Here is a 21518-nt window from a genome sequence, read left to right as displayed (position 1 = left end):
CATGAGCGTCACGACCCGGTACCGGAACGCCTGGGAGGGCTTCTGGCAGGAGGCACCCGACGAGCCGGGCGGCGTCATCTGGGACGCGGACGCCTCCCGCACGGCCGCCCGCCACGTCGCACTGTTCGAACCGCACGTCGAGGACCGGCAGTTGCCGGTCCTCGACCTCGGCTGCGGCAACGGCACCCAGACCCGCTACCTCGCCGGGCACTTCCCTCGCGCCCTCGGGCTCGACCTCTCCCCCGCCGCCGTCGGCCTCGCCCGGCGCCAGGACCCGGACGGGCGCGCCGAGTACGCCCAGCTGGACGCGACGGACGGCGCTGCGGTCCAGGACCTGCACGAGCGCCTCGGCGATGCCAACGTCTACGTGCGCGGCGTGATCCACCAGAGCGAGCCGGCCGACCGCCGACCGGTCGCCGAGGCCGTCGCGACGCTGGCCGGGCGGCGCGGCCGGGCCTTCGTCGTCGAGCTGTCCGAGGCGGCGAAGCCCGTCCTCATGGGCCTCGCCCAGCGCCCGGAGGGGCCGCCGCCGAAGTTGCGGCCCGTCTTCGCGCACGGGCTCGCGCCCGCCGAGGTCGCCGACGGGACCTTCGCCGAACTCTTCCGCGCCGCCGGGCTCGCCGTCCTCGCATCCGGGGAGATGCCGCTGTCCCTCACGGAGTCCGCCGCGGACGGCAGCCCGATCGAGCTGCCGGCGCGGTGGCTGGTGGTGGGCGCTCACTCGTAGGCGCCCGGCGGTAAAGGCGCCCGGCGGTAGAGGCGCTCAGCCCAGGTGGAGGGCGGCCATCGCCTGGTCCGCCATCTTCGACTCGCCCAGTGGGTTGGGGTGGACGAGCGCGAGGCTCGTGCTGAAGAACAGCGGCTCGATCCACCGCGTGCCGACCGGCGCGCAGGCGTCGTGGCCGTTCGACACGGCGCTCATGTCGACGTAGGTGGCCCCGGTCGCGGCGGCCGCCTTCTTGACGGCCTGGTTCAGGTGGGTCTGGAGGTCGCGCAGGTACGGGACGTCGCCCGAGGCGAGCGGCATCTTCGGGTAGCAGGACGGGTCCGCCGTGGCCGGGACGATCCAGGGGTAGCCGAGGATCGCGACGCGCGCGTGCGGCGCCTTGTTCTTCACGGCGCGCAGCGCGGCCTCGACGGCCGGGCCCGTCTTGGTGTCGATCGTCCGGTTGAAGCTGTCGCCGTACGCGTCCTTGCACGGGCTGCCGAAGCCGGCGGTGAGCACGCCGAGGCTGCCGCAGGCGAGGATCGAGCTGATGAAGGTGCTGTTGTCGTTGCCGCCGATCGTCAGCGTGACGACGTCGGTGTTCGCGCCGACGGCGGCGAGCTGGGGCGCGACGCCCGGGTACTGGCCCCCGGCGAAGTCCTTCGTCTGGGCGCCGCCGCAGCTGACGTCCGTGAGGCGGGCGCCGGTGCGCGCGGCGATGAGGTGCGCGTAGTTCCTCGTCGAACGGGCGCACAGCAGCGGGGCGGTGGGGTCGAGCGGGAAGTTGCCGGAGGCGGCGCTGTAACTGTCGCCGAGGGCTATGTAGCTCACCGGGCCCTCGGCGGCCGCCGGACTGGCCGCGACGAGGGCGAACCCTGCGGCGGCGGCAACGGCGACGGCGGACACGCGGGACGCGGCAGCACGGAGCGGCATGGGGGTGCTCCTTCGGTGGGGGGTGTCGTGCCGCACCCCGGGGGGTGGCGTGGGGACGGCACGAACTGCGGCTCGCTCAACTCCCCCGGTGGGACGGGGTTTCGTTGGCATGTCCTCGAAGTTACCGACGGGTTAGACGGGGCGTCAATAAGAAGGACGCACCCCTTTCGTCCCGTCGCCCCCGCCCGGTGTTCCCCTCCGCCCGCTACCCCCGGTGGCCGTCAGCCGCTCCCCGCCGGACGGCGCGTCACGGAGTGGTCCGGACCGGGAAGCCGGTCGCGCGGCCCTGGGCCTTCAGCCAGGTGAGCACCTGGTCGAGGGCCTCGACGGTCTGCTGGCGGTCGCCGCCGCCGTCGTGGAACAGGAGGGTCGGACCGTTGCCGATCTCCTTCTTGACCGTGCCGACGATGGCGGCGGTGCCGGGCTTGTCGAAGTCCTTGGAGTCGATGTTCCAGCCGAGCGGACGCATGCCGTTCGCGGCGGCGATGCGCCGGCTGTCGGGAGTGAACGCACCGCCGGGGGCCCGGTAGTACAGCACCTGGGCACCGCCGCCGGCAGCGTCCTCGATCATCTTCTTCGCGTCCAGGATCTCCTTCTGCTGGTACGCGACGGGCTTCTTGTCCATGGAGGTGTCGTGGTCCACGGTGTGGTCGCACAGCCGGTGGCCTGCCGCGACCACCTCCTTGACCAGGTCGGGGTGGGCCTTGGCCTGCGGTCCGATCATGCAGAACGTCGCCTTCACGCCGTGCCGCTTGAGCACGTCGAGGACCTTCGGGGTCCACACGGGGTCGGGGCCGTCGTCGATGGTGATGTTGACGGCGTTGCCGCCCGCCTCGGAGGCGTGGGCTATGCCGTCGGATATCCCGCTCTGCTGCTGCGTACCGCCGTCGCCGCCCTGGGCGCTGCCGTCACTGTTGTGGCCGTCGGTGGTGGCGCCGCCGCCCTGCTCCCGGGCGACGTTCTGCTGAGGGGAGTGGAGCGACCCGGTCACCGTCGGAACCGCCCAGGCCGCCGCCACCACGGCGACGGCCCCTACCGCGAGGGTCACCCGCGACCGGTTGCCCATACTCCCCACGCGCGCCTTGATGTCCATCAACGACCACTCCCCCCGACTGCCGGTTGCAAGCTCTCCGATGACCATGACGTGAACCGGACCGGAAGAGGTTCCCGCAGTTCGACGCGCGTAGTGGGAATACGGACGGACAGGACGCGCAGGTCGCGGGCACCGGCAATCCGTTGGCCCCTGGCCGACCGGCCCGACTAGCCTGACCGGAACGGTGGACGGACGGTGGACGAACGGAGGCCGGTCATGGAGCGCAAGTCGCCTCAGCAGAAGAAGCTGCTGAGCTACCTCAAGGACGGACGCAACAACTACGGCGAGAACGACAAGAGTTCACGCAGGAACATCCGCAGGAACAAGCGGGCGGTCAACAGCGCCAACCGACGCCGTGAACACCTGGCCCTGGCCGCGTCCACCGGGGCCGACGCGACCGACGAAGCGGGTACGGACACGATCGATCGTGACCTGCACCGCCACCGCCCCAAGAGGTGGAGGAAGTCGCCCGACCTCCCCCTCGGCAAGGACGTGATCGGCGTACTGGAGTGGCGCGTCCACAAGGGCACCGACGCCGAGGAGCGCGCCCGGGCCCGCATCCGTCGAGTACGCGAACGCCTCGGCGAGGCCGAGCCCTCCTGAACGGACGCCGGCCCGGTCGACGGTCACGTCGGGCCCGGCGGTCCGTTGCTTGTGTGGGGGGATGCGAACGGACCGCCGGGGCGTGCGGGTCGGAAGGGGAGAACCGTCCGCACGGTGGGACCGGACGCGTTCGGGGCAGCCCCATCTTGCAAATCCCCGCACCCCCGCCGCAGACCCTCCAGCCGCGACGCGGGCCGCGTTCGGTCCCACGCCTCGGAGACCCCGTGCAGCCCGGCGGATAACACTTTTTTCTTCTACGACCTTTCTCGCCGCCGCCTACGTGTGTACCTCCTGCCCACGGCGGAGTGACCGGCCCGTTCACCGCACGAAGACTCCGATGCCGTTCGGGATCGGGCGCTCGCCGCCGTCCAACTGGTTGCGCACCGCGGGACGGCCGGTGGACGGGTCGCGGGTGACCATCGTGGCGGAGCTGCCGCCGTCCAGCTGGACCGCCGTGGTGGCGCCCAAGGCCTGGAGGGTGTCGGCCAGTTCGCGCATCGTCAGGCCCGGGGCGTCGTCGCTGCGGCCGTCCGTGGCGACCAGTAGCAGGGTGTGGCCGCCTCCGGTCAGGGCGGCTGCGGCGCGTGGTTCGCGCTGGCTCGCGTCCTGTCCGGTGAGCGGTCGGCCGTCGAGCAGGATCGGCGAGGCGCCGAGGGCCCAGCGCGGCGGGAGGCCGTCCTGGCCGGCCAGGCGGTAGTCGACCCGGACCCGGTCGCCCTCCCGCAGGCCGCGCAGGTGGCGGGCGCCGGCCTCGCGGCCGAGCAGGACCACCGCGTCGTCGGGCACCCGGCCGCTGCCCGGCTACGGCTGCTCGGAGACCACCCGGCCGTGCCGCACGGTCACCTCGAACGTCTCGCTGCTGCACGGCGCGGCGCGGTGGAGGTCCGTGCCGCAGACGGCGCGGGCGCGGGAGGTGTCACCCCACTCGGGGGTGAAGGCGCCGATGCCGTCCTCCGCGATGGCGTACTGGTTCAGGCCGCGCAGCGGGACCGTCCCCCGCGGGCTGTCCACCGTGCCGCGCAGGTGGAGACGCCCGAGCCGGAGGCGGCCGTCGAAGCCGCCCGCCAGGACGTCCTCGACCGTCCCGCCCGGCGGCAGCATCCAGCCGAAGCGCTGCGCGGTGGGTACGGCCCCCTTCAGCGGCCGGCCCTGCGCCACCTCCGGGCCGACCGGCGCGCCGGTGGCCGGGACGCCTGGGTGCTGTTCCTCGCTGATGTTGAAGAAGTCGCCGTTCACGGCCGCCACCGCGCCGCGCTCCCCGGCCAGCCGGGTGAGCGGCTCCCGCGCGGCCACCGCGCTTGGGTGCAGCAGGCCGACCGACACCCCCGGCCGGTCGAGGTCGACGGTCACCACGTGCAGCCAGGCGGGCCCACGGCCCGTCGGCACCTCCAGCAGGCGGTACGTCACGCCGCGCGCCACCCGGGACCCGTCGGGCGTCGCGGTGGCCGGACCGGCCGGCCCGATCACCAGCAGTGCGGCCAAGGCGAACGCCGGGGACCGCCCTCTCGTGCTTCGCTGCATGCCGGGCATGTCTACCTACCCGACGTTCGGATGCAGACCGGCACCGGCGGACTTTCGCCCGAAACGCGGAAGATCACCAACCGAGCGCGGCCGCCAGGGCCTTGGCCTGCTCCGCCGTGATGCCGAGGGCCAGCGGGACCCGGCGCGGGCTGTGGTCGGACGAGCAGACCGGGATCGGGCTGCCCTCGCGGACGCTCCACGTCGGCTGGTGGGCGCTTCCCGGGTCGCCCAGCAGGTGGCCGGCCAGTCCGTCCACCGCGTCGGCCGGGAACCCCACGTCGGCGAGTGCGTTCGCCACGACGCCCCGCGCCCCGGCCGGAGTGTCCGCGGCGCCGAGGGCCGGGAGCAGGAGCAGGAGGCGGCGGGCCGGGTCGGCCAGGCCGTCGGCGCCGTCCTGCGCGCTGCCGGCCAGCTTCACCAGCTCCGGCCAGGACAGGCCGGGGCCGGAGCCGTGCGGGCCGTCCTGGGCGAGGAAGCCGAGCCGGCCCCACGCGGGGTGGTGGACGAGGTAGTCGACGGTGCTCTCGTCCTCCCAGTTCTGCCAGACGACGTACGCCGAGTGCCCGCCGTCGAAGGGCACGCGCAGCGCGGTGCCGGGTGCCTCGGCGTCGCCGAGGCGCGCGATCATCGCCTCGTGGGCGTCCGCGTCGACGCCGTACTCCTCGGCCGTCTCGTCCTCCACGCCGAAGGAGATCACGAAGTGGGTGAACCAGAAGGCGAGGTCGCCGGCGAGGTGCTCCCCCGCGACGACCTCGTCCCCGTCGAGGAACTCGGCGATGGGCATGTGAGCGGCTGTCATGCGACGCAACATAGCGCGACCGGCCGACAGCCCCGCACCTGGGCGAGCCCTACTGCAGCGCGACGATCTGCAGGCTCGCCGTCGAGGCGACCGTCCCGCCGGCGTACAGCGTGTGCCCGTCCGGGCCGACCGCGAAGCCGTTGACGCGTTCCTCGTTGAGCGCCTGGGCCTCGCCCTGGGCGACCGTGTCGGTCGTCGTGTCGAGGACGTACACCGACGGGCCGGCGCCCTCGATGGTGTCGTCGACGACGTAGAGCCGCGTGCCGTCCGGACTCACCTGCGGGTAGCGGAAGTCGACGCTGGTGGTGGTGAGCGTGAAGCGGGCGGTGACGGTGTCCGTGGCCGGGTCGATCTCGTCGCCCGCGCCGCCGTTGGCGCCGTTGACGGCGAACAGGCGGGTGCCGTCCGGGCTGAAGGCCAGCTGCGAGTCGTGCCCCGCGGCGGTGCCCGGGACGACGCGCGTCACGGCGGGCGAGGCGCCGGTGAGGTCGAGGTGGACGACGCCCGCCTCGCTGCCGACGTACAGGTCGTGTCCGCCGGGGCGGACGACCACGTTGCCGGGGATCGAGGCGGGGTACTCGACGGCCGACGTGAACGCCCGCTGCGCGGTGGCGAAGGAGAGCACGCGGCCGTTCCCGAGGTGGCCGACCGTCTGCGCGCCGGACTGCGACACGTACAGGGCGGCCCCGTCCGGGCTCAGCGCGATCCCGGCGGGCCAGCCGACACTCCCGCCGGACGGGCGCGGCTGGTCGGGGAGCACGGTCGTGCCGAGCAGGGACATCGACCGGACGTCGATCACGCTCAGGGTGAGGTAGTCGAGCACGTACAGCCTGGACCCGTCCGCGCTGAGCGCGGTGAACACCATCCAGCGGTTTGGCCCGAGCGCGAGCCCGCCGGCGGTGGCGCCGGTGCGGGTGTCGACGGTCTTCAGGACGAGGCCGCCCTGCGCGGTCGCGGTCACGACGTACGCGGTGGCGCCGTCCGGGCTCACCACCGGGGCGGCCACCTCGTTGCCGACCGCGATCACCGCCTCCGCTCCGGACACCGGCCCGGCCGCCTCCGCGGCGCCGCTCGTCAGCGCCAGGACCGCTCCGGCGGCGGCCAGTGCGACGCAGGTGCGCGCCACGGCCAAGGCCTTGATGGACATGGGTCCCCCCTCCTCGGCACCGCACGGTGCGGTGCGGTGCGGTGGGCAGACTAACGGGGGCGGCTGACCAGGGCATGACCGCACGCGCCTGCGGCCCGGAGTGCCGACGACTTTCGGACAGACGGAAGGGCTCGACGATCAGCCCCTGCACCGGTGGCACTGGTCCGAACGGTCGTGCGCCGCGGCCCACATGACGACCAGGCAGAACGCGCCGCCGGTGCCGAGGAGCCCGGGTACGAGCAGTTCCGCCCAGCCGAGGGTGTCGGTGCCCATCACCTGGCCGGGGTCGGCCGGGTCGTAGACCACGGCGACCGTGCCGCCGACCCCACCGCTGACGTTCCTCGTCCAGATGTCGGCCGGGGCACGCGGGGCCGGGGCGAAGTGGATCAGGTAGCCGGTGGAGCGCTTCTCCGTGCGCATCTCGGCGATGGTGGCGGTGGTGTGCACGCCGTGCCGTTCGAGGGAGACGTACTGCCGTTCCATCCGCACGACGGAGGCCAGCATGCCGACGCCCAGCACGGCCGTGAGGCCGATCGTCCACCACGTGCCGTGGCTCCGCCGCTGCCACCACCGCAGGCGTCGCCGGTGCACCCGCTGCCTCGGTGTCCTCCCCCGCATGCCGGTGATCATCCCACGTGGGCGCGGGGCGGCGGGAGGGCTCGGAGTGGGAAGTCGGCGTGATCGACTTCCCACTCCGAGGCCGTTCCGGCACCCGTATCAGCGGCCCCAGGAGCACCCTTCCCGCGAGGGTCGCGGCACCTTCACTCCGTACGGCTTCACTCCGTACGGCGGCAGCTCGAAGCCGACCTCCGCCCCGCCCTCGGCGGACGTCCCCGCGAAGACCGTGCCCCCGTCGGCGGCGACGAGGTCGTGCACGATCGCGAGGCCCAGCCCCGATCCCGGCGCGGACTGCTGGCCCGCTCCCCGGTAGAAGCGGTCGAACACGGCGTCCCGCTCCCCCGGGTCGATCCCCGGCCCCCGGTCGCGCACGGCGAGCCGCCGCCCGTCGATCCGTACCTCGATCGGGCTGCCGTCCGGACTGAACTTGACGGCGTTGCCGATCAGGTTGTCGACGCAGCGCTGGACGGCCCGCGGCCGGGCCAGCACCGGCACGGGCTCCGGACCGGCGGCGGTCACGGTGATCGCGCGCCCCGTCCGCTGCCGGTGGCGCTGGGCGCTCTCCTCCGCCGTCTCGGCCAGGTCGACGGCCGCCGGCTCCTCCTCGGTGTGCGCGTCGGTGGCGAGCTCGACGAGCTCGCGGACGAGGTCGTCGAGGGCGACGGTCTCGGTCACCAGCGTGCCGAGGATCTGCTCCTCGTCCTTCGGGTCGAGCCGGCCCCGCGCCCGCTGCAGCAGCTCGGCGCAGCCCCGGACGGAGGTGAGCGGGGTGCGCAGCTCGTGGCTGGCGTCCTGGACGAGGCGCTGCTGCTGCTCGCGCGAGCGGCGCAGGGCGCCGACCATCGCCTCGAACGCGCGGGTCAGCCGGCCGACCTCGTCGCGCCCGGCGGGCGGGAGCGCGGTGGTGAGGTCGCGGGTGGTGGTGATGTGTTCGGCGGCGCGCGCCAGGCGGCGGACAGGGCCGAGGATGCGGCTGAGGATGAGCCAGCTGAGCAGCGCCGACAGGGCGGTGGCTGCGGCGGTGGTCCAGGTGATCCGGGCCAGGAACTCGTGGTCGACGCGCTCGACGTCCGCGTAGGCCTGCCCGACCATCAGCGCTCCGCCGCCCGGCCGGGCCTTGGTGAGGAGGCCGTACGACGTCCCGTCGACGGTGACGTCCTCCTCGTGGGTGCCCTGCCCGCTCCTGGCCACGTCCAGCGCTCCCGGCGGGACGGGCAGCGGCGCACGGCCGGCCGTCAGCAACTCGACCGTCCCGTCGGCGAGGACGAGCTGTTCGGTGGTGTCGGGCCGCGGGTCCGGGCGGCGCGAGGCGTCGAGGATGACGGCGACGGCGTCGGCCCGGTCGTTGAGGCTACGGTCGAACTGGTCGGCGACGAGGTCCCGGACGCCTCGGTAGGAGGCGGTGACGGACACCCCGATCGCGAACAGGGCGGCGGCGATGACGACGGCGGTGATCCGCGCGCGCAGCATCAGGCGGACCGCAGGGTGTAGCCGACGTTGCGGACGGTGTGGATCACCCGGGGCTCGCCGCCCTCCTCCGTCTTGCGGCGCAGGTAGCCGATGTAGACGTCCAGGGAGCGCGAGTCGGTGTCGAAGTCGTAGCCCCAGATGCGCTCGTAGATCTGCGGGCGGGTGAGCACCGACCCCTGGTTGCGCAGCAGGAGTTCGAGCAGGTCGAACTCGGTCTTGGTGAGGTCGAGCGGACGGTCCCCGCGCTGTGCCCGGCGGGCGGCGGCGTCGAGGGCGATCCCGTCGAAGAGCAGCGGGCCGGTCTCGTCGAGGGGTGCGGCGCGGCGCAGCAGCGCGCGTATGCGGGCGAGGAGTTCCTCGACGGCGAAGGGCTTGGCGAGGTAGTCGTCGGCGCCCGCGTCCAGCCCGGCGACGCGGTCGCCGAGCTGGTGGCGGGCGGTGAGGACGAGGACGGGCAGCCGGTCGCCGCGGCGGCGCAGCATGCGGCACAGGGCGAGGCCGTCGAGGCGGGGCATGACGACGTCCACCACCGCGAGGTCCGGGCGCCGCCGGTCGAGGAGTTCGAAGGCCTCCTGGCCGTCCGCGGTCGTCAGGACCTCGTAGCCCTCGAAGCGGAGCAGCTGGTCGAGGGTGTTGCGCACGCCCGGGTCGTCCTCGACGACGAGGACGGTGCGGCGGGCTGCGGTGGCGTCTGTCATGGTGTCATCTTCGCTGGTGGCGGGGGTGGTCCCGGGATCCGGGTGGCCTGCCGCCAGCGTGCCCGTGGCACGTCGGCCGTTCGTAAGGGAAACGGCAGAGGCGTGTAAGAAGTCCGCTCGGCGTGCCCTCAGGCGTGGGCCGCCGCGCACTCCGGGTGGCCCCAGCTGCTGCCGACCTTGGTGATCTTGTCGCCCTTGGCGTACGGGCGGGTGCAGGGGCAGGTGCCGGGGTAGCGGGCGGCGAGGGTCCGGGCGGTGCCCGAGGAGGAGGTCTTCTTGGCGGCGGTCTTCGTGGCCTTGGAGGCGGTCTTCGCCGGGCGCGCGGACGCCGTGACCGGGTCCGGCACCGGGAGGTCGGCGGCCGTGCCGGCGGCGCCCTGCTGGGTGCGGGCGGCGTCGCTGGCGGCCTTGTCGGCGATGGCGTTCAGCGGGTCGCCGTCCACCTGGTGGGCGGGGACGTACACGAAGGCGACGTCCCGGCCCGCGAGCAGCGCGTCGATCTCCTGGATCAGCTCGCGGTTGGCGACCGGCTTCCCGGCGGCCGTCTTCCAGCCGTTGCGCTTCCAGCCGACGAGCCACTTGGTGACCGCGTCCCGGGTGTAGGTGCTGTCGAGGCGCACCTCCAGCGGGGCGGCGGCGTCGGTCGAGGCGAGGAGCTCGCGCAGGGCCGTCAGCTCGCCGATGTTGTTGGTGCTGTGCCCGAGCGCGCCGGACTGCCAGCGCTGCGGCGCCCCGGCGGCGTCCGCGACGACGTACGCCCAGCCCGCCGGGCCGGGGTTCCCCTTGGCAGCTCCGTCACAGGCTGCGATGACTCGTTCGTGCATGCCTCCGATCATGCCAGGGTCGGGCGGGCCTCCCGACCACGCGTTCAGGTCGCGCATTTTGTGTGATCCCGGGCCCCGCCGGGGGTCTCCTGTTCGAGAAGACCGAAAACGCCTGCGCCCCGAAGGACCCGCCGATGACCGCTGCCGCCGCCCGTCCGTTCTCCCGAGGCTGGCTGCTCGCGTCCTGCGTGCCGACGCTGCTCGTGCTCGGCATGGCCTTCTCCGTCCCGCGGAGCCCGCAGCCCGCCGCGGCAGCGGCCGCGCCCGCGATGGCCGACGGAATGGCCGGGATGCCGGGGATGACCGGCACGGCACCGGCTCCGGCCGCCGCGCAGGCCGCCGCGCCCGCCCGCGGCCTCGCCTCGGAGCAGGACGGGTACCGGCTCGCGCTGGAGACCACCGCCGCGCCCGTCCGCTTCACGATCACCGGGCCCGACGGCGCGCCGGTCACCGACCTCACCGTCCACCAGACGAAGCGGCTGCACTTCTACGCGATCCGCACCGACCTCACCGGCTTCCAGCACCTCCACCCGGAGCAGGCCCCGGACGGCAGTTGGACCGCCGACCTCGCACCCCTCGCCCCGGGCAGCTGGCGCCTGTACGCCGACTTCATCCCGAACACCGGCCCCCACAGCCCGGAGTACGTCCTCAGCCGCACCGTGACCGTCCCCGGCGAGGCCGCCCCCGTCCCGCTGCCCGCCCCCGCCGAGCGCACGACCGTGGACGGCTACACCGTCACGCTCCACGCCCAGCCCATGGCCGGGGCCTACCAGTTGACCGCGTCCTTCGAGAAGGACGGCCGCCCGGTCACCGACCTCCAGCCCTACCTGGACAGCTACGCCCACCTCAGCGCCTTCCACGAGGGCGACCAGGCCCTCGCCCACCTCCACCCCGCGAACGCCGTGACCGGCGACAACGGCGGCCCGACGCTGACCTTCCAGGCCATGCTCCCCGAGCCGGGCGACTGGCGCGTCTTCCTCCAGTTCCAGACCGCGGGCCAGGTCCACACCGCCGAGCTCACCCTGCGGGTCGCTTAATCGATGTGGCCGGGCAACCGGTGGTCACATGTTCGCCACCGAGTACCCGATCCTGCGGGCGCGGGCAGCACTCGCCTCCAAGTCCAGCGCAGGCTCAAGCGCCGCGACCACCCGGCGCGTCAGCGGGCTGCCCGCCAGGATCGCGGCAACGGCATCGCGATCGACGGGTCGTCCGTGGTAGTCCTCGGCGTCCCTGCCGACGGCCTCCGCACTGCCGTCCGCGAGCACCCCGAACAGCCAACCCGCTCCGTCGGACTCGCCCTCGGCGAACACCACCGGCCCGCACTGCCACGCGGAGGCTCCGGCCTCGCGCCATGCGCACACCGTCGCCTCGAAGAACCCGTCGGACTGCAGCTCCGGATCTGCCGGGTAGTGCGCCAACCCTGCCGGAAGGTCGTCCAGCAACCCGGGCCAATGGGCCCGGGGCCGCTCCCGCGAGGCATCGCTCTCGTAGCCGAAGCCGTAGAGGAGGACCCCGGCCGGATCGAAGACGATCCCGTACAGATCGCCGGAGCCGTCCTCCATCGTGGCCAGGTCCACCCCTGGGCGCCAGTTCGACCGATAGTCATATCTCGGAGAGATTTCGGCGAGCATGAAGTCAAGCAGCGCCAGCGCCCGACAGCGGGCCCGCAGGACGTCCGGCTCGGCCAACCTGGGCACCAATTCGTGAACGTTCATGACGAGCATTGAACAGGACCCCACCCGACAGACCGTCAGCCGGATCCCCTCGGCACCGTCACCGCAGCGGCCCTCGTCATCCGGCTTCGCACATGATCGACCGGACAGCTCCCGGCCGCGCCCGAATTCGGTCGAGCCGGGCCCCGTCGTCCGAGTAGCCTCGCCCTGTGGTGGATGACGAGCAGTACGTCCGGTACCGGGAAGACGCGAAGCTGCTGGCAGCGATCGGGGAGCGCGTCGGCGCCCAGGTCGGCCGGGTCACGGTGCGGCTGCCCGGGGCCGTGGCCCGGGCCGCGGTGGACGCCTGGGAGCGCGACGAGACGGGTGACCTCGGCGAGGAGACCCGCGAGCAGTACGAGTTGCGGGCCCAGGCCGGTGACCTGGCACTGATCGGCCTTGAGATCTCCGAGCGCGGCCGCCGGGAGGGCGAGGAGGTCGTCGTCGACCTGCTGGTCTCCTTGGCGGGAGCGTCCGTCCTGAGTCACATCGAGGCCGCGGGGCCGGCCTACCGGCCGCCGGAGTAACCGGGGGCGGCCTGCTACGAGAAGTCGCCGGCCTGGCGCCGGGTCGACCTCTCGACGGCCGCGAAACCGTGGTCGAGCATCTCCGCCTCGTACGCCCGCACGGCGTCGAGCAGCGGCGCACCGGAGACGAGCCGCGACGCGAGCAGTCCGGCCTCGTGGATCGCGACTCCCGCACTGACCCCCGCCGGGGCCATCGGGTGGGCCGCGTCGCCGACCAGCGTCACCGGCACCGTCGGCCACGGCGCCGGACGCTCGGCGACCAGGATGCTCGCGGGCACGACGTACCGGACGTCGCCGAGTCCGACCAGCGCGCCCAGGGACGGGTGCCAGTCGGCGATGGTCCGCTCGGCGAGTGCCAGCAGCTCGGCCGCACCGAGCCCGTCGACGTCCGGCCCGTAGCGGGCGGCGGGCGCGACCATGCCCCACATGACGTACTCCTCACCCGCCGGGAGCCCGAAGTCGGCCGGGTCGCGCCGGAACTGCTGGGCGGCCAGGGCGAGGCGGCGGCCGTCCGCGCCGACCACCCCGAGGAAGCCGTCGAGGGCCTGCCGCGGCGTCAGCGCCCGTACCTCGTCCGTCATCGGCGTGCGCCCGTAGATGAGTCGGCTGTCCTGCACGGCCACCGAGAAGTCCGGCAACAGCTGCCGCCGGACAGCGGAGTTGGCGCCGTCCGTGGCCACCAGCAGGTCGCCCTCGGCGGTCGAGCCGTCGGTCAGGTGGACGCGGACACTGCCGTCGTCGAGCAGTTCGTAGCGGGAGAATCCGGCGCCGAAGCGGGTCGAGTCCGCGAGGTCCCGCAGCATGATCCGCCGCAGGGTGAGCCGGTCGACGGTGAGGCCCGCGGAGTCCGGCGGGATCGGGACCTCGGCGAAGTCCCGCAGGTCGGGTCCGACCATGCTGACGCCACCCGTCGCCGCGCAGGCCGTGGCGACGGCCTGCGCATAGGCCTCGGCGGGCAGCCACGTGCGCAGCGCAGCGCCCCCGTCGCCACTGATGTGGATCCGGTAGCCCTGCGAGCGGGCGTCGATGGCGGCGTCCCGCTCGAAGAGCCGCACCTCGTGACCGTGCCGGCGGAGACCGTGGGCGAGGCACGGGCCCGCCAGGCCCGCGCCGATGATCAGAACACGCATGCTGCGCCTCCGAGTTGAGATCGTCTCAGATGAGACCGTCTCGGACGCTAGCATCACCCCCATGGAACCTCAACCCTCCGCCCCGGCCGCCCTCGGACTGCTGATGTACCGCGCCCACCAGCTCGCCCGCGCCAGGGCCAATCAGGCAGCCGGGCCCAGCGGCATAGAGCTGCAGCACGCCGGCGTCCTCACCGCCGTCCGCGAGGGCCGGGCCCGCAGCCAGCGCGAGCTGGGCACGGCGCTCGGCATCGACAAGTCGACCCTGGTGCGGATCGTCGACGACCTGGAGAACCGCGGCCTGCTGCTCCGCCGGCGCACCCCGAACGACCGCCGCACCTACGAGATCCTGATCACCGAGGAGGGCGAGCGCCGCCTGGCGGAAGCGTCGGCGCTGTTCAGCGACGCGATGGCCGGCCTCCTGGAGGTCTTCACCCCCGAGCAGCAGCGGCAACTGCACGAGCTGCTGGCCCGGTTCGTCACCCAGAGCGACCGGCCGACGCCCAGCGCTCCTTGAGCGCCCGGACGCGACCCCGGGTTTCGCCGTCGTCCGGCACGGAAGTAGTTAGCTGTGCAGGTGACAGGCGGCAGTCGAGCCGGGCAGCGATCGCCGCACGGAGGACGTCATGACCGGACGCCCGCCGCACGGAGGACGTCATGACCACACGCAACGAGCCGCGGTGACGACCCCCGGGGCGCCGCCGCGGCCGAGCGGCCGGCGCGTGCTGCTCGGTGTCGTCCGGGACATCGCGGTCCCGATCGCGCTGTACTACGGCCTGCGCGCCGCCGGCGTGAGCGTCTTCGTCGCGCTGCTGGCCGGCGCCTTCCTGCCGGCGCTCACCACGGCGGTGCAGTGGCTGCGCACCCGCAGCCTGGAGGGCATGGCGGGCTTCGTCGCCGGGACCATGCTGCTCGGCGTCGCGGCCGCGCTGGTCAGTGGCAGCCCCCGGTTCCTGCTGGCCAAGGACGGCTGGCTGACCGGCGTGGCCGGGTTCTGGTTCCTGATCTCGATCAGGGCCAGGCGCCCGCTGCTCTTCCACGGCGGCCGCCCCCTGCTGGAGGGGAGGTTCCGCTCCGACGGCACCTCCTGGGACGTGCTGTGGGAGCGCGAGCCGGCCTTCCGGCGGATCTGGCGGGTCTCGACGGCGATCTGGGGCGTGGCGATGCTGCTCGACGCCGCCGTGCGGGTCGTGATGGCCTACACCCTGCCGGTGGACCTGGTACCCGGCCTCGGCGCGCTGCTCTGGCCGGTCATGCTGCTGCTGTTGCAGGTGGTGAACGGCGTCTACTACGAGGTGGCCGGGCTCTGGCGGCTGACCTCCGGTACGGCCGCGCGCGCGGCGGACGGCTGAGCACCGTCCCCGCAGGAGGAGCCCCGGCCACTGACTCGCGTGTGAAGGTTCGGGAGCGGGAAGTCGACTCGGCCGACTTCCCGCTCCCGAACTCCGCGGCGCTCCCGAACTCCGCCGCGCTCCCGAACTCCGGGGCGCTCCCGAACTCCGGGGCGCTCCCGAACTCCGGGGCGCTCCGGGCTCAGCGTGCCGCGTACACGTCCTGGACGTAGCGGCCGGCGTCGATCAGGGACTGCAGCCAGGCCTCCGCCTGCTCCTCGTCGGCGCCGCCCGGCGTGTGGCTCCGGTAGAGGGCGCGGAAGGCTTCCCGGACGCCGGGGGCCATGCGGGCGCCGTCGCCGCACACGTAGACCTCGGCCCCGGCCGCGAGGAGCTGCCACACCTCGTCGGCCTCCGCCGCGATGCGGTCCTGGACGAAGCGCCGGCCGTCCTCGGGGGCCTCGCTGAAGGCCGGGCGCAGGCTGACGGCGCCGGCCCGTTCGGCGGTTTCCAGCTCGGTGCGGTGGAGGTAGTCGGCGTCGGGCAGGTCGCAGCCGAAGTAGAGCAGCGCCGGGGCGAGTCCGGCCCCGGCGGCCACGTCGCGGTGGCGGTCGGCGACCGCGCCGCGGAACGGGGCGAGGCCCGTCCCGGCGGCGATCATGATGACCGGGGTGGCGCCGTGGCCGATCCGGAACGCCTCCCGGCAGGGCTGGACGCGGGCCAGGACGGTGTCCCCGACGGCGACGCGGGCGAGGTGGCCGGAGCCGGTGCCCCGGAAGGTGCCGCGGCCGGAGCGGGCCGGGGCGCTCAGCACGGAGACCATGAGGTCGACGTGGGCCGGGTCCTGGCCCGGGGACGAGGAGATCGAGTAGTGGCGCGGCCGGATCGGCGGGAGCAGCTCCAGCAGCACCGGCCAGGTGAGGGCCTCGCGCAGGGCCGGATTGTCCTCGACGAGGTCGACGAGCGTGCGCGGGTCGTCGTCGGGCAGGGCGCGCAGCACGGCGGCCTCGGGCGGGCACGGGTTGAGGCCGGCCAGCACCAGGCGCTGCTCGGCGGTCGGCCGGTCCTGCAACTCGACGTGGTGGGTGAGCAGTTCGCGCACAGTCAGCGGGCGGTCGACGGCGAGGCCGGTGCGCCGGTGGGCGACGATGGACAGCACGATGTCGAGGTCCGCGCCGAGCACCTTGGCCGCGCGCTCGACCAGCGCCGGGTCGTTCTGCGGCAGCACGGTGAGGTGGTCGGCCGTGCGGTACTCGACGCCGTCCGGCAGGGCGAGCCGCACGAGGCGCTTGACCCGGGGGTAGGCGGGGTCGGTCAGCCCGGCGACCCCGGTGACGGTGAGCTCCGTCATCCCGTGCCGCGCGGCGAGGGCGTCCAGCGGGCCGCCGACGACCTCGGTCACGGTGAACGCGGCCTCCGGCAGCCCGGCGGCGGGGGCGTCCGCGTCGCCGTACTTCTCCAGCAGCAGGCCTCGCAGCGCCGTCGCGAAGGCCCGCACGCCGCCGGCGAGGTCGCCCGAGGCGTCGGCCTCGCCGGCGGGCAGCAGCCGGGTGCCGCCGAGGGCGGCGAGGCGCTCGTCGATGAGGGTGGGGATGCGCTGGTAGGTGGCGGCGTACGTCCGGTCGCCGATGCCGAGCACCGCGTACTCGACGCCGTCGGCGACCGCGCCCTCGGCCTCCTGGAGCCCGCGGACGAAGCGCGCCGCGTCGTCCGTCGGCTGCCCGTTGTACGAGGCGGCGGTGATCACCACGGGACGGCCGGCGGGCAGCCCGTCCGCGTAGGCGTCCAGCGGGGCGACCTCGGTCTCGCAGCCGAGCTCCCCCGCGGCCTCGGCCAGCTGCCGGGTGAAGTCGCGCGAGGCGCCGTAGTTGGAACCGTGCAGGAACAGCACCGCCGTGCCCTGGCGGACGCGGCCGGGCAGTTCGGCGGCGCGCACCGGGGCCTGCGCCACCGCCGGGGGCCTGGGCGTGCGCGGGGCGAGGGCGAGCGTGAACCCGTCCGGCTTGATGGTGAGCATCTGCTTGATCGTCAGCCGGTAGTCGGCGTGGTCGATCAGCCGGTAGCGGTGCACCAGCATGCCGAGCAGCATCGTGGCCTCGTGCAGCGCGAACTGCCGCCCGATGCAGGCGCGTTCGCCGGTGCCGAAGGGCTTGAAGGCGTGCGGGGAGCGGGCCTCCTCCAGCTCGGGGTCGAAGCGGGAGGGGTCGAACAGCTCGGGGTTATCACCCCAGGCCGGGTCGCGGTGCAGCATCGGCGTCGCCACCGTGACCGTCTCCCCGGCGCGCAGCGGGATCCGGCCGCCGATGACGGTGTCCTCGCGGGCCTCGCGGCTGAACGCGGGGGCCGTCGGCCACAGCCGCAGGGCCTCGTTGAGCACCTGGCGGGTGTAGCGCAGGCGCCCGACGTCCTCGTAGGACGGCTCGGGGTCGGCCTGGTCGCCCCACAGGGCGTCCACCTCGCGCTGGACCTCCCGCAGCACCGCCGGGTGCTTGGCGAGGTAGTACATCGCGAAGGACAGCGCGCCCGAGGTGGTCTCGTGGCCGGCGATCAGGAAGGTGATCACCTGGTTGCGGATGTTCTCGGCGTCCAGTCTGCTGCCGTCACCGGGGTGGACGGCGCCGAGCATCAGACCGAGCAGGTCCTCGGCGTCGGCCGCCTGAGTGCCCCCGGCGGCCCCGGCGGCCTCCACGCGAGCGGCTATCACCTCGTCCACCACCCGGGCGAGGTACGCGGCGTCCTCCCGAAACGCCGCGTCGCGCTCGGTGTGGTCGAGCTCGGGGTCGCGCGACAGCGCGGCCATCGCCCACTCCAGGCACTGCACCATCGCCTCGACGAACGGGTGCGGCTCGTCGCGCTCGAAGGAGCCGAAGTCGAAGCCGAAGCCGGCCAGGCCGATGGTGTCCAGGGTCATCCTGGTCATGTCGCCGGGCACGTCCACCGGCTGCCCGGCGGCCGTCGCACCGTCCCACGCCTCGATCAGGCGGCGCGCGACCCGGAGCATCACGGGGTGGTAGGTGCGCATCGAGCCGAGCGCGAAGGCGGGCATCAGGATGTCGTGCGCGCGGGCCCAGTTGGGCTCGTCGTTGTAGGCGGTGAACAGGCCGTCGCCGGTGAACTCGCGGACGTTCACCAGGCCCGGGCCCACGGACTTCGTGAAGCGCTCCTCGTCGGCCAGCTCCTCGACCAGGTCCAGGCCGCTGACCATCAGCAGGTCCCGCCCGTGCACGCGCTGGACGTAGGCCGGGCCGTGCTCCCGGATCAGCTCCATCACGCGCAGGGTCGGCGCGGCGATCGGCGGCAGCGCCGAGATGTCGACGAGCGGGACGGCCCCCGCGGCGGCCGAGGGGAGGTGCGCCACCGCGGCCTTCGGGGTCTCCGAGAGCCGGGCGGGCTCCGGGCGCTCGGCCCGGGGTGCGGGCAGGCTCTCGGGCAGGGTGTCGGTCATGCGTGATTCACCTTCCGTTTTCCGTGACACGGGTTTCGTGACGGGAGTCGGGCCGACGATCGGGGCGACGTCTTCCACTCTGCGCCCGGCACCCGCCGTACCGGGCGCCGCCGACTACATGATTGTGTAGTACCCGGTGGCACCCGACTCTTGCCCACGTGACGTCAGATCTGCTGAAGGAGGCACCTCGTGTACCCCAGCGACAGCGCGATCGTCTGGCGCAACCGCACGCTGCGCCTGCTCGACCACGTGCCGGTGCCGATCGCCGTGTGCGAGTACGCGGGCCGGATCCTCATCGTCAACCGCGCGATGGCCGCCGAGTTCGGCCTGCTCACCGGGCAGCTGCACCACCGCAAGATCCTGGAGTTCTTCACCCTCCAGGGCAGCGCCGCCGAAACCCTCCCGGCACTCGCCGAGGCTGTCCACAAGCACCGGCGCTCCCAGTACAGCGTCGAGGTGTCGTGGACGGCCGGCGACGGCTCGGAGCGGCACGGCATCATGGACGTCGCCCTCGTGAGCGACACCCCCGACCAGACGCCGAACCTGCTGCTCTCGCTGCGCGTCCTCGCCGACCTGCCCGCCGAGCCGCCGCCCGAGGTGTCCGAGACCGCCGTGCCGCGCACCGAGGTGAGCCCCACGGAGGCCCGGATCCTGGCGGCCGCCGCGAGGGGCGCGACGACCGCCCAGATCGCCCGGGAAATCGGCCTCACGAGGGACGGCGTCAACTACCACCTGACCCGCCTCTCCCGCCGCTGGCACGTCCCCAACCGCACGGCGCTCGTCGCCCGCGCCTACGCGTACGGCGTCCTGGCGCCCGACGCGTGGCCGCCGGAGCCCGCCTGAACCCGCGCTCGGAAACGGCCGCTACGCCAGCGCCCGCCGCAGCACCGCGCCGAGCTCGGCGATCTGCCGCTGCGACACCTCCGCCGACAGCAGCGCCTGCGAGCCGTGGAACGTCCCGGCCCACTGGTGCAGCTCGACCGGCACGCCCGCCCGGAGGAGGCGCAGCGCGTACTCGATGCCCTCGTCGCGGTTCGGGCAGAACTCCGCGGTGGCGAGGTGGACGGGCGGCAGGCCGCTCAGGTCCTCGGCGCGCGCCGGGGCCGCGTACGCGGTGGCGGGTGCGCCGCCCAGGTAGTGCCGCCAGGCCGCGCCGATCTTCTCGCGGGTCATCCACGGCGTGTCCGTGAAGGTGCGGGCCGACCAGCTCTCCTGCCGGTCGTCGACGCCGGGCTGGTTGAGCAGTTGGAAGCGGATCGCCGGCCCCTTCCGGTCGCGCGCCAGCAGGGAGACGGCGGCCGCGAGGGTGGCGCCGGCGCTGTGGCCGCCGATCGCGATGCGCTCGGGGTCGATGCCGAGTTCGGCCGCGTTCCCGGCGGCCCAGAGGAGGACGGCGTAGACGTCGTCCAGCGCCGCGGGGTACGGGTGCTCGGGCGCCAGGCGGTAGCCCACCGAGATGACCACGGCGCCGGAGTCGGCGGCGATCCGGGCGGCCCACGGGTGCTCGGTGTCCAGGCCCCCCATGACGAACCCGCCGCCGTGCAGCCAGATGACGGCGCCGCGCGCCGCCCGGGGCCGGTACACGCGCACCGGGACGCCGGGGCCCGTCTTCGGGTCGGCGGGCACCGTGCGGTCCTCGATCACCATGCCAGGGACGTCGGCGGCGGGGACGCCGCCGGCCAGCGCGGCCAGGCTCTCCCGGGCGGATGCCGGGTCGTTCAGGTCGAGGTCGGGGAAGAAGGGGACGAATGCTTCGAGTTCGGGATCCATGCCGACCATCGTCCCGGCCGCCGCCCGCCCGGTCCGCCGCCAACCGTCGTGCGTTCCGCCGGGATCACGCACCGATCGGCGCGCCCGCGCTCCCCCACGTCCGCCTATCCTCGGGTCCATGGAGGCACTGGCGGTACGGATGTCGCAACTGGGCTCGGACGTCGAGGCCGCCGTGCGCGTCGTCATGTTCTACGACACCCTGATGCGCCGCCGCGTCGACCTGCCCGCCCTCGCCCGCGCCTCCGCGAACCTCGCCGAGTGCCCGGCCGGGATCCGCCTCACCGGCACCGGCCGGACGATCCGCATGGCCCCCGACGGCCGCGAGGCGCCCGGGCCGCCCGCCGTCACCACGTCCGCGCCGATCACCCTCGACGAGGAGGAGATCGGCACCGTCTGGCTCGAACGCCCCACCCCCGCGGGCCTCCTGGACGAGCTCCTCCTCGACCGCCTCGCCATCGCCGTCGCCACCGCCGTCGAACGCTACGGCCCCGCCCGCACCACCATGGCCGACCCCGCGCTCGTCGAACTCGTCATCGGCGCCGACACCGACGAGGCCGCCCGCGCCCGGGCGCTGCGCCTGCTCGGCTTCGCCGCCGACCTGCCGGTGCGCGCCGTCGCCGTGCGCACGCCGCACCCCCTCGACCGGATCGGCACCCTCCTGTGCCCCGACCGGCCGGTGAAGGCGGCCCAACTCGCCGACGCGGGGGTCGTCCTGGCCACCACCGTCGACGCGTCCCGCCTCCCGCCCGACGTCCGCGCGGGCATCGGCGCCGCCGGGACACCGGCCCGGTCCTGGCACGAGGCCCGCACCGCGCTGCGCTTCACCACCGCGCGTCAACCCGTCGTCCACCACGCCGATCTGGGCGCCGTGGCCCTCCTCGCCCACCTGCCGGAGGACGCCGTCCGGGCCGATCCCGACGTGGCCGCGATCGCCCGCATCGCGGCGTGCGACCCGGACGCCCTGGACACGCTGGACGCCTACTGCACCACCGGCTCCCTGCGCCGCGCCGCCGCCGTCCTCCACCTGCACCACACCAGCGTGGCGCGCCGCCTGGACCAGCTCGGCAAGGCGCTCGGCCTCGAACTCACCGAACCCGCGGGCCTGTTGCGCGCCGGGCTCGCGCTCACCGCGTGGCGGCTGCTCAGTGGCTGACCGTGCAGCGGCGGCTCAGCGGCTGACCGTGCAGCGGCGGC

Annotated in this window: 22 protein-coding genes; 8 read left to right on the top strand and 14 right to left on the bottom strand. The window is 74.1% G+C overall.

Annotated elements, in window-relative coordinates; translation table 11 throughout:
* Window position 1 precedes the first annotated feature (1 nt).
* Complete coding sequence (locus ACFVU9_RS12025; RefSeq protein ID WP_387592589.1) at window positions 2-727, top strand: class I SAM-dependent methyltransferase; 726 nt, start codon at window positions 2-4, stop codon at window positions 725-727.
* A 36-nt stretch (window positions 728-763) separates the two neighbouring features.
* Here ACFVU9_RS12025 and ACFVU9_RS12020 read toward each other — a convergent pair whose 3' ends face one another.
* The gene (locus tag ACFVU9_RS12020) at window positions 764-1639 is read right to left on the bottom strand and encodes an SGNH/GDSL hydrolase family protein (RefSeq protein WP_387592586.1); all 876 of its coding nucleotides are present in this window, start codon (window positions 1637-1639) and stop codon (window positions 764-766) included.
* A gap of 247 nt (window positions 1640-1886) precedes the next feature.
* Window positions 1887-2732 carry a polysaccharide deacetylase family protein gene (locus ACFVU9_RS12015; protein WP_380435349.1) on the bottom strand — a complete coding sequence of 282 codons (846 nt, stop codon included), beginning with the start codon at window positions 2730-2732 and terminating at the stop codon, window positions 1887-1889.
* Between the two features lie 216 nt (window positions 2733-2948).
* Between ACFVU9_RS12015 and ACFVU9_RS12010 the strand changes: the two genes are divergently transcribed.
* On the top strand, window positions 2949-3335 hold the full coding sequence (locus tag ACFVU9_RS12010; protein WP_387592583.1) for a hypothetical protein: 387 nt from the start codon (window positions 2949-2951) through the stop codon (window positions 3333-3335).
* 318 nt (window positions 3336-3653) lie between these two features.
* Here ACFVU9_RS12010 and ACFVU9_RS12005 read toward each other — a convergent pair whose 3' ends face one another.
* The 8 genes from ACFVU9_RS12005 to ACFVU9_RS11970 form a co-directional block, all read right to left on the bottom strand.
* A complete protein-coding gene (locus ACFVU9_RS12005; RefSeq protein WP_387592580.1) occupies window positions 3654-4121 on the bottom strand; it encodes a phosphodiester glycosidase family protein in 468 nt (155 codons plus the stop codon).
* Window positions 4122-4136: 15 nt separating this feature from the next.
* Complete coding sequence (locus ACFVU9_RS12000) at window positions 4137-4856, bottom strand: hypothetical protein (protein ID WP_387592577.1); 720 nt, start codon at window positions 4854-4856, stop codon at window positions 4137-4139.
* 73 nt (window positions 4857-4929) lie between these two features.
* Window positions 4930-5655 carry a hypothetical protein gene (locus tag ACFVU9_RS11995; RefSeq protein ID WP_387592574.1) on the bottom strand — a complete coding sequence of 242 codons (726 nt, stop codon included), beginning with the start codon at window positions 5653-5655 and terminating at the stop codon, window positions 4930-4932.
* A 49-nt stretch (window positions 5656-5704) separates the two neighbouring features.
* Complete coding sequence (locus ACFVU9_RS11990; protein ID WP_387592571.1) at window positions 5705-6802, bottom strand: hypothetical protein; 1098 nt, start codon at window positions 6800-6802, stop codon at window positions 5705-5707.
* Between the two features lie 138 nt (window positions 6803-6940).
* Window positions 6941-7420, bottom strand: coding sequence for a hypothetical protein (locus tag ACFVU9_RS11985; protein WP_380511573.1), 480 nt, complete (start codon window positions 7418-7420; stop codon window positions 6941-6943).
* Between the two features lie 99 nt (window positions 7421-7519).
* Window positions 7520-8890 carry an ATP-binding protein gene (locus ACFVU9_RS11980; protein ID WP_387592568.1) on the bottom strand — a complete coding sequence of 457 codons (1371 nt, stop codon included), beginning with the start codon at window positions 8888-8890 and terminating at the stop codon, window positions 7520-7522.
* The gene (locus ACFVU9_RS11975) at window positions 8890-9588 is read right to left on the bottom strand and encodes a response regulator transcription factor (protein WP_387592565.1); all 699 of its coding nucleotides are present in this window, start codon (window positions 9586-9588) and stop codon (window positions 8890-8892) included. The genes ACFVU9_RS11980 and ACFVU9_RS11975 overlap by 1 nt, the downstream gene beginning before the upstream one ends.
* Window positions 9589-9716: 128 nt before the next feature.
* Window positions 9717-10412 (bottom strand): ribonuclease H, encoded by a 696-nt coding sequence (locus tag ACFVU9_RS11970; protein ID WP_387592562.1) that lies wholly within the window; start codon window positions 10410-10412, stop codon window positions 9717-9719.
* Window positions 10413-10546: 134 nt separating this feature from the next.
* On the opposite strand from ACFVU9_RS11970, the gene ACFVU9_RS11965 reads away from it, so the two are divergent.
* On the top strand, window positions 10547-11449 hold the full coding sequence (locus ACFVU9_RS11965; RefSeq protein WP_387592559.1) for a hypothetical protein: 903 nt from the start codon (window positions 10547-10549) through the stop codon (window positions 11447-11449).
* 24 nt (window positions 11450-11473) lie between these two features.
* Here the strand turns inward: ACFVU9_RS11965 and ACFVU9_RS11960 are convergent, their stop codons facing one another.
* The gene (locus tag ACFVU9_RS11960) at window positions 11474-12127 is read right to left on the bottom strand and encodes a hypothetical protein (RefSeq protein WP_387592556.1); all 654 of its coding nucleotides are present in this window, start codon (window positions 12125-12127) and stop codon (window positions 11474-11476) included.
* 167 nt (window positions 12128-12294) lie between these two features.
* Between ACFVU9_RS11960 and ACFVU9_RS11955 the strand changes: the two genes are divergently transcribed.
* The gene (locus ACFVU9_RS11955) at window positions 12295-12651 is read left to right on the top strand and encodes a hypothetical protein (protein ID WP_387592553.1); all 357 of its coding nucleotides are present in this window, start codon (window positions 12295-12297) and stop codon (window positions 12649-12651) included.
* A 14-nt stretch (window positions 12652-12665) separates the two neighbouring features.
* Here ACFVU9_RS11955 and ACFVU9_RS11950 read toward each other — a convergent pair whose 3' ends face one another.
* Complete coding sequence (locus tag ACFVU9_RS11950) at window positions 12666-13781, bottom strand: FAD-dependent oxidoreductase (RefSeq protein ID WP_387592550.1); 1116 nt, start codon at window positions 13779-13781, stop codon at window positions 12666-12668.
* 61 nt (window positions 13782-13842) lie between these two features.
* On the opposite strand from ACFVU9_RS11950, the gene ACFVU9_RS11945 reads away from it, so the two are divergent.
* Both ACFVU9_RS11945 and ACFVU9_RS11940 read left to right on the top strand, forming a co-directional pair.
* The gene (locus tag ACFVU9_RS11945) at window positions 13843-14295 is read left to right on the top strand and encodes a MarR family winged helix-turn-helix transcriptional regulator (protein ID WP_387592547.1); all 453 of its coding nucleotides are present in this window, start codon (window positions 13843-13845) and stop codon (window positions 14293-14295) included.
* Between the two features lie 163 nt (window positions 14296-14458).
* A complete protein-coding gene (locus ACFVU9_RS11940) occupies window positions 14459-15130 on the top strand; it encodes a VC0807 family protein (RefSeq protein WP_387592544.1) in 672 nt (223 codons plus the stop codon).
* Between the two features lie 181 nt (window positions 15131-15311).
* On the opposite strand, the gene ACFVU9_RS11935 is transcribed toward ACFVU9_RS11940, so the two are convergent.
* Window positions 15312-18554, bottom strand: coding sequence for a cytochrome P450 (locus ACFVU9_RS11935; protein WP_387592541.1), 3243 nt, complete (start codon window positions 18552-18554; stop codon window positions 15312-15314).
* 189 nt (window positions 18555-18743) lie between these two features.
* Here ACFVU9_RS11935 and ACFVU9_RS11930 point away from each other — a divergent pair, with 189 nt between their 5' ends.
* Window positions 18744-19397 carry a helix-turn-helix transcriptional regulator gene (locus ACFVU9_RS11930; protein ID WP_387592539.1) on the top strand — a complete coding sequence of 218 codons (654 nt, stop codon included), beginning with the start codon at window positions 18744-18746 and terminating at the stop codon, window positions 19395-19397.
* Window positions 19398-19418: 21 nt separating this feature from the next.
* On the opposite strand, the gene ACFVU9_RS11925 is transcribed toward ACFVU9_RS11930, so the two are convergent.
* Window positions 19419-20324, bottom strand: a complete 906-nt coding sequence (locus ACFVU9_RS11925; RefSeq protein ID WP_387592536.1) for an alpha/beta hydrolase — start codon at window positions 20322-20324, stop codon at window positions 19419-19421.
* A gap of 118 nt (window positions 20325-20442) precedes the next feature.
* On the opposite strand from ACFVU9_RS11925, the gene ACFVU9_RS11920 reads away from it, so the two are divergent.
* Window positions 20443-21477, top strand: coding sequence for a PucR family transcriptional regulator (locus tag ACFVU9_RS11920; RefSeq protein ID WP_387592533.1), 1035 nt, complete (start codon window positions 20443-20445; stop codon window positions 21475-21477).
* Window positions 21478-21518 lie beyond the last annotated feature (41 nt).

The organism is Kitasatospora sp. NPDC057936 (genome assembly GCF_042887525.1).
In the GTDB taxonomy this organism is placed as follows: domain Bacteria; phylum Actinomycetota; class Actinomycetes; order Streptomycetales; family Streptomycetaceae; genus Kitasatospora.
The sequence above is the reverse complement of the archived record's forward strand: the minus strand, read 5'-3'. Positions and strand labels throughout refer to the sequence as shown.

Bases quoted from the DNA above. Each gene is read 5' to 3' on its own strand.
- ACFVU9_RS12025 (WP_387592589.1), top strand. From the start codon at position 2: ATGAGCGTCACGACCCGGTACCGGAACGCCTGGGAGGGCTTCTGGCAG.
- ACFVU9_RS12020 (WP_387592586.1), bottom strand. From the start codon at position 1,639: ATGCCGCTCCGTGCTGCCGCGTCCCGCGTGTCCGCCGTCGCCGTTGCC.
- ACFVU9_RS12015 (WP_380435349.1), bottom strand. From the start codon at position 2,732: ATGGACATCAAGGCGCGCGTGGGGAGTATGGGCAACCGGTCGCGGGTG.
- ACFVU9_RS12010 (WP_387592583.1), top strand. From the start codon at position 2,949: ATGGAGCGCAAGTCGCCTCAGCAGAAGAAGCTGCTGAGCTACCTCAAG.
- ACFVU9_RS12000 (WP_387592577.1), bottom strand. From the start codon at position 4,856: ATGCAGCGAAGCACGAGAGGGCGGTCCCCGGCGTTCGCCTTGGCCGCA.
- ACFVU9_RS11995 (WP_387592574.1), bottom strand. From the start codon at position 5,655: ATGACAGCCGCTCACATGCCCATCGCCGAGTTCCTCGACGGGGACGAG.
- ACFVU9_RS11990 (WP_387592571.1), bottom strand. From the start codon at position 6,802: ATGTCCATCAAGGCCTTGGCCGTGGCGCGCACCTGCGTCGCACTGGCC.
- ACFVU9_RS11985 (WP_380511573.1), bottom strand. From the start codon at position 7,420: ATGCGGGGGAGGACACCGAGGCAGCGGGTGCACCGGCGACGCCTGCGG.
- ACFVU9_RS11980 (WP_387592568.1), bottom strand. From the start codon at position 8,890: ATGCTGCGCGCGCGGATCACCGCCGTCGTCATCGCCGCCGCCCTGTTC.
- ACFVU9_RS11975 (WP_387592565.1), bottom strand. From the start codon at position 9,588: ATGACAGACGCCACCGCAGCCCGCCGCACCGTCCTCGTCGTCGAGGAC.
- ACFVU9_RS11970 (WP_387592562.1), bottom strand. From the start codon at position 10,412: ATGCACGAACGAGTCATCGCAGCCTGTGACGGAGCTGCCAAGGGGAAC.
- ACFVU9_RS11965 (WP_387592559.1), top strand. From the start codon at position 10,547: ATGACCGCTGCCGCCGCCCGTCCGTTCTCCCGAGGCTGGCTGCTCGCG.
- ACFVU9_RS11960 (WP_387592556.1), bottom strand. From the start codon at position 12,127: ATGAACGTTCACGAATTGGTGCCCAGGTTGGCCGAGCCGGACGTCCTG.
- ACFVU9_RS11950 (WP_387592550.1), bottom strand. From the start codon at position 13,781: ATGCGTGTTCTGATCATCGGCGCGGGCCTGGCGGGCCCGTGCCTCGCC.
- ACFVU9_RS11945 (WP_387592547.1), top strand. From the start codon at position 13,843: ATGGAACCTCAACCCTCCGCCCCGGCCGCCCTCGGACTGCTGATGTAC.
- ACFVU9_RS11935 (WP_387592541.1), bottom strand. From the start codon at position 18,554: ATGACCGACACCCTGCCCGAGAGCCTGCCCGCACCCCGGGCCGAGCGC.
- ACFVU9_RS11925 (WP_387592536.1), bottom strand. From the start codon at position 20,324: ATGGATCCCGAACTCGAAGCATTCGTCCCCTTCTTCCCCGACCTCGAC.
- ACFVU9_RS11920 (WP_387592533.1), top strand. From the start codon at position 20,443: ATGGAGGCACTGGCGGTACGGATGTCGCAACTGGGCTCGGACGTCGAG.